Source organism: Parolsenella sp. (genome assembly GCF_982402205.1).
In genome coordinates this window covers 1-5,526 of sequence record NZ_CEVYAT010000108.1, presented here as the reverse complement: position 1 = coordinate 5,526, position 5,526 = coordinate 1, and the positions used below count along the sequence as shown (strand labels likewise).

Genomic DNA, 5,526 nt, shown 5'->3' with positions numbered 1-5,526 from the left:
GCGGGTCTCGACGTCGAGGGCGCTCATGGGCTCGTCGAACAGGATGATGCCGGGGTTGAGGGCCAGCGTGCGGGCAATGGAGACGCGCTGCTGCTGGCCGCCGGAGAGCTGGGAGACGCGCTTGGCGCCCTGGTCTGCGAGGCCCACGCGGGCGAGCAGGTCACTTGCGATCTTTGCCTTGTTGGCCTTGAGGTCCGCGCGGAAGGAGAGCGGGTACTCGATGTTTTCCTGCACGGTCATGTTCTCGAATAGGGCGTAGTCCTGGAACACAATGCCCATGCCGCGCTGCGAGGGCGCGAGGCGGGTGAGGTCCTTGCCTGCGGCGGTGATGGTGCCGCCGTCTGCGGTCTCCAGGCCAATGAGCAGGCGCAGCGTGGTGGTCTTGCCGCAGCCCGAGGGGCCAAGGATCGAGAGGAACTCGCCGGCGCGCACGTCAAAGGAAATGCCGTGCAGGATTTCGCGGCCGCCGTAGACCTTGCGCAGGTCGCGGACCTCGAGGACGTTGCCCGTGGCGGGCGTTGCGTTGTCTAGTACTTCCATGCGTCTAGCAGCCTTTCCTTGAGGTCGACATCGAACAGGCCGTCCATGTTTGCGTACGTGATGTTGGTGGGGTAGCCCTCGATGGTGGTGTGCTGGTCCTTGAAGACCTGGTCGGGCACGAAGGCCTGTTTGTCGAGGAGAATGCCGCGGCTGTAGAACCACTGCATGACGTCCCAGACAGCCTGGCGGTCTTCGTGGCCCTTGACCACGGCGATGCCGTTCATGGTCCAGGGCACGCCCTCGGGGAAGAGGTCGAGCTCGGTGGGGGCGCCGTCGTTGCGCTCGTTGACGAGCTCGAAGACGAGGGAGAGGCCAAGGCCCGCCTCGCCACGGGTGAGGGCACTTGCGGGGGCGCCGCCCGAGGAGGTGAACTGGTAGACGTTGTTGGCCAGGGAGTCGAAGTAGTCCAGCGCCCCGTCGAGGCCGAGGAGGTTCACCATCGAGTAGTAGAAGTTGTAGCCGGTGCTCGATGCCTTGGGGTTAGGCATGGTGACGAGGCCCTGGAAGCGCGGGTCGAGCAGGTCGTCGAGGCCGGTGGGGGCGGCGACGCCTGCGCGGGCGAGGACCTGGATGTTGTGGGCAAAGCAACCGCACTCGCGGGTGAGGGGCATGATCTTGTCGGAGATAACGAGGTCATCCTCGAACGTGGAGAGATCAAAGCGGTCTGCGAGGGGCGCGAGGGAGTCCTCGGCCGCGCGCAGGTAACCGGCCTCGACGCCAAGGGCGATGTCGAACTCGGCGGAGGCGCCCTCCATCTTGAGGCGGGCGGCGAGGTTGCCGGTGGACATGTACTTGAGGCGGACGTCGAGGTCTGGGAGCTCGCTGCGAATGGCCGTCATGAGGTTCTCGTTGCGGTTGCCCTCGCAGGAGGAGTAGATGATGACCTGGTTGTCTGCCCCGCGCGAGGAGCACCCGGCGAGGGGTGCCGCGAGGCCGCAGGCCGCGGCGCCGGCGGCGAGGCCGGAGACGAACTGTCTTCTTGTGATCATGGGTTTCCTTGGTTGCGCAGGCGCTGGGGCGCCCGGTTGGTGGTGCCTTTGGTTGTGTGGGCGGCGGGCGTGTGCCTGCCGCGTGTCGTGCTGGTAGGCGGACGCCGTGGGGTATCTGCCGCGTGCGATTTGCGGGCGCTGTTGGGTGCCCGTCTCGCACGATGTTCAACAGTATGACTGAAGTGCGGCTGAAATGAGCGTGCAGTGGGACAAAAGTCGAGAAAGTGCGGCGTGTTCATGTTCAATACTATGGCAGCGAGCTGGCGGAGCTGGAACATGGGCGTACTAGTGCGTGCGCTCGTCCAAATTACGTACGGAGAACATTCGATCGTCCAAACTACGTGTTAAATGGCCTGGGAGTGCGTAAATTGGATGAACCGACAATTAAGGTGCGTTAATTGGACGAGCGGATGGCGCGGGCGGGCGCGAGAGCCTCGTGCGAGCGCGAGAGACGCGTGCGGCTTTGACGCGTAGAATGGTTGCTACGTTTATGAGTGAGCCCCGAGCTGTGGAGAGCCGCATGGAGTACAAGGAGTTTCTCGTTCTGACCGCCCTTGAGCAGGCCAAGGGGTATGCGCTGACGCAGCGTGAGCTGGCTGAGAAGACCAAGATGAGCGTTGGGAGCGTAAACGCGGTGGTGGCCGCGGTCACCGAGAAGGGCTGGATGAGCGACGGGGCGCTTGCGGCGGCGGGCCTGGCGGCGCTCGAGCCGTACCGCGTGAAGCGCGCGGTGTTCATTGCGGCGGGGTTTGGCAGTAGGCTCGTGCCCATTACGCTCAACACGCCCAAGCCGCTCGTGCGCGTGAGGGGTACGAGGATCATCGACACCCTGCTCGACGCGGTGCAGCGGGCGGGCATCGAGGATGTCTATATTGTGCGCGGGTACTATGGCGAGCAGTTTGACCAGCTGCTGTACAAGTACCCCAACATCAAGTTCATCGAGAACCCGATGTACAACGAGGCCAACAACATCTCGAGCCTCATGGCCGCGAGGTACCAGCTGCAGGGCGCGTATGTGATTGAGAGCGATTTGCTGCTGTCGAACCCGGAGCTGATTCAGAGGTACCAGTACCATTCCAACTACCTGGCCATTCCCATGGAGCGGTCTGACGACTGGTGCTTTGACGTGGACAAGAAGGGCGTCATCGAGCGCGTGCGCGTGGGCGGCGACGGCGGCGTGTGGCAGATGGTGGGCATCTCGTACTGGACGCCCGAGGACGGTCACAGGCTGGTGGGCGACATCGAGAAGACCATTGCCATGCCGGGCGGCAAGGAGCGCTACTGGGACGAGGTGCCCCTGACGTACTGCGCCGACCACTACGACGTGCACGTGCGCGAGTGCCGTCAGGAGGACATCGTAGAGATTGACACGTTTAAGGACCTACAGCGACTCGACAGCGCGTATGCGGGGTAGCGGCTGGTGCATGATGTGAGACTGAGGGGCGGCGGCGCCCCTCTTTTGGTGACGTGGCCCATCGCATTTCAGCATCGCTGGGAGGCTAGGATGGGCGCTGATGGGTGGAGGATGACGCATTGTGGGGCATGCACAGCATTGCGGGGTATGCGCATAAAAAGAGGCCCGACGCATCAGGCCTCTCAGATGCCGTCCGCAAGCGACATCGCTATTGATTGAAATGATAAAAGGGCGGGCCAAAGGGCTGATTGGTTATCTCAAGACGGCACCCGTCTTTGCGGACCCCACTTGCTTGGCATAGCGAGCAAGAAGCCTTCCGCCATTCTCGTGAATCACTGGCCTCCACGCCGCACGCCTGCGCTCCAGCTCGGCCTCATCCACCTCGAGCTCAATGAGGTTCTGGCTCAGATCAACGCGGATGATGTCGCCGTCCTCCACAAGCGCAATGGGCGCACCGTCGAGCGCCTCGGGGCACAGGTAGCCAACGGACAGACCGCCCGAGGCGCCAGAGAAACGCCCGTCGGTGATCACGGCAGAGCTGGGAATGCCCTTCATGATCTCCGTCACGCGGTGGAGCTCCTTCATGCCTGGCCCACCCTTTGGACCCTCGTAGCGCACGACAACGCCCGTGCCAGCGGCAATACGGTGCTCGTTATATGCTGCAAACGCCTCGTCCTCGGAGTTGAACACCATGGCGGGGCCACTCCACACGTGCTGGCTGGCCGGAACGGCACTCGTCTTGACCAGCGCTCCCTCCGGAGCCAGGTTGCCGTAGAGAACCTGGATGCCATTGGCAACCGACGCCGGATCGTCCTGCGTCCTGATAACCGAGCGATCAACGGGGATGTCGCCCGCGAGCTCATCGGCCATAGTCTTGCCGCTTACCGTCATGACACTCGTATTGAGGCTCGCTTCGATGGTCTTGAGAATCGCGGGGATGCCGCCAGCCTTGTATAGGTTGATGCACGAGATGTCCCCGTTGGGCACCACGTTGCAGACAACGGGCGTGTGCGAGGTAACCTCCGCAACTTTGGCCCACGTGCATTCAAGGCCAAGCTCGTCTGCCAGCGCGGGCAGGTGAATAAGCGCGTTGAGCGAGCCGCCAATGGAGGCAAGCAGGGCCACGGCGTTGTCGATCGCACTCTGCGTCATGATGTCGCTTGGCTTGATGTTCCTGCGTACGAGGTCAACAACGGCAGCGCCGGTGCGCCTGGCGGAGAACCTGCGCTGGCTCGTCGAGGAGGGCCACAGGGCGCCATAGGGCAGCATCATGCCCAGACCCTCGCAGAGGCACCCCATCGTGTTGGCCGTACCCAAGAACGGGCAGATGCCGGGACCCGTGTAGTAACGAAGCGTCCCCTCGATGACCTCGCGCTCGGTGGCTTCTCCCGCCAGGAAGCGAGCGCGCAGGGCCTTGGATTCGGACGGCTTGATCTCGTCATAGCAGGGACCCGCGGTAACGATGGCGGCAGGCAGGTCGATGCGCGCCGCGGCCATAAGCATGCCAGGAATGATCTTGTCGCAGCTGCCCATGTAGACCACGCCGTCAAAGCAGCCCTCGCCCACGATCATGGCCTCGCACGAGTCCGTGATAAGGTCGCGGTGGGGCAGGCAGTAGCGCATGCCCGCATGGCCCTGCGCCACGCCGTCACACATGCCAATGGTGTTGAACTCGATGGGCTCGCCGCCAGCCTCGAGGATTCCCTTCTTGACCTCGGCGGCAAGCTGGCGCAGGGGCTCGTGGCCGGGGCAGAGCTCGTTCCAGCTGTTGGCAATGGCAATGAGCGGCTTGTCCGGATTCTCAAGAGAGTCAATGGATACGCCCGCCGCCGCAAGGTGAGCCTTAGAGATGGTCCTCTGGAAGGGCTCCAATTTGTCAATTGCTCGCTGCATGGGGAATCCCCTTTCCCGATAGATGGGGCTGCTTGGTAGACACCGCGGACGAGGAAATTCCTGATTGCGCGGCTGGGCCCATGGTATCGCCTCTCAAGTCGCAGGCCCCTGCTCTTGCTCATTAGGCATGAAATATGGAGGAAGTGTGTAGAGACTTAACATATAAAATGCTTAGATATGCAAAGAGAAAATGAAAATATGCAATTCGTAATGAATGAATTACGCGGCCGGGGGGGGGTACCTCATAGAATTCAAATTTAGTATTCGGTAAACGGTGCTTTATCATTTCAATAAAATGCAGGTATTTCGCATTTATAGACTGGCAAATTGCCGTTTACGGATTTGAACTTTACTGTTTCTCCAAGAGTGAAGAAAATATGAACCCGTAATTCAGAGCTTTAGTGAATTATGCATTAGTAAAGACAAGCACTTTAACGACTTCAGGCCATGACTTCGGTTCTAACAGGGGAGAGGAGAAGAGCTGGATGTTTGACAAGAATGCTGATTTTCCCAAGGTGACGGTGATTCTTCGAGGCTATACATATGAGCAATGCCGCTGTGTGGTCGAGCAGCTCGTTGGCACGAAGCTCAATGCCGTTGAGGTCGCGTTTAACACTCCAGGCGCTGCCGGCATTATCGAGAGGCTTAACGAAGAATTCGGCTCCGAGGTAAAGATTGGTGCCGGCACGG

General features: G+C 61.2%; 4 protein-coding genes and 1 pseudogene. 2 read left to right on the top strand and 3 right to left on the bottom strand.

The genetic code is table 11. The features are described from left to right. Both AC1VTH_RS06265 and AC1VTH_RS06260 read right to left on the bottom strand, forming a co-directional pair. Positions 1-540: ABC transporter ATP-binding protein (locus tag AC1VTH_RS06265; RefSeq protein ID WP_481335311.1), on the bottom strand; the 540-nt coding region annotated here is incomplete at its 3' end. Next, positions 528-1,529, bottom strand: coding sequence for an extracellular solute-binding protein (locus AC1VTH_RS06260; protein ID WP_481335310.1), 1,002 nt, complete (start codon positions 1,527-1,529; stop codon positions 528-530). The genes AC1VTH_RS06260 and AC1VTH_RS06265, both read right to left, overlap by 13 nt. Before the next feature lie 520 nt (positions 1,530-2,049). Between AC1VTH_RS06260 and AC1VTH_RS06255 the strand changes: the two genes are divergently transcribed. Further along, positions 2,050-2,943: an NTP transferase domain-containing protein gene (locus tag AC1VTH_RS06255; protein WP_481335308.1), complete on the top strand. Its 894-nt coding sequence runs from the start codon at positions 2,050-2,052 to the stop codon at positions 2,941-2,943. 252 nt (positions 2,944-3,195) lie between these two features. Here the strand turns inward: AC1VTH_RS06255 and ilvD are convergent, their stop codons facing one another. After that, positions 3,196-4,836, bottom strand: a complete 1,641-nt coding sequence (gene ilvD, locus AC1VTH_RS06250) for a dihydroxy-acid dehydratase (protein ID WP_481335307.1) — start codon at positions 4,834-4,836, stop codon at positions 3,196-3,198. Between the two features lie 485 nt (positions 4,837-5,321). Between ilvD and AC1VTH_RS06245 the strand changes: the two are divergent. Continuing rightward, positions 5,322-5,526: pseudogene (locus AC1VTH_RS06245) on the top strand (bifunctional 4-hydroxy-2-oxoglutarate aldolase/2-dehydro-3-deoxy-phosphogluconate aldolase); the annotation flags it as partial.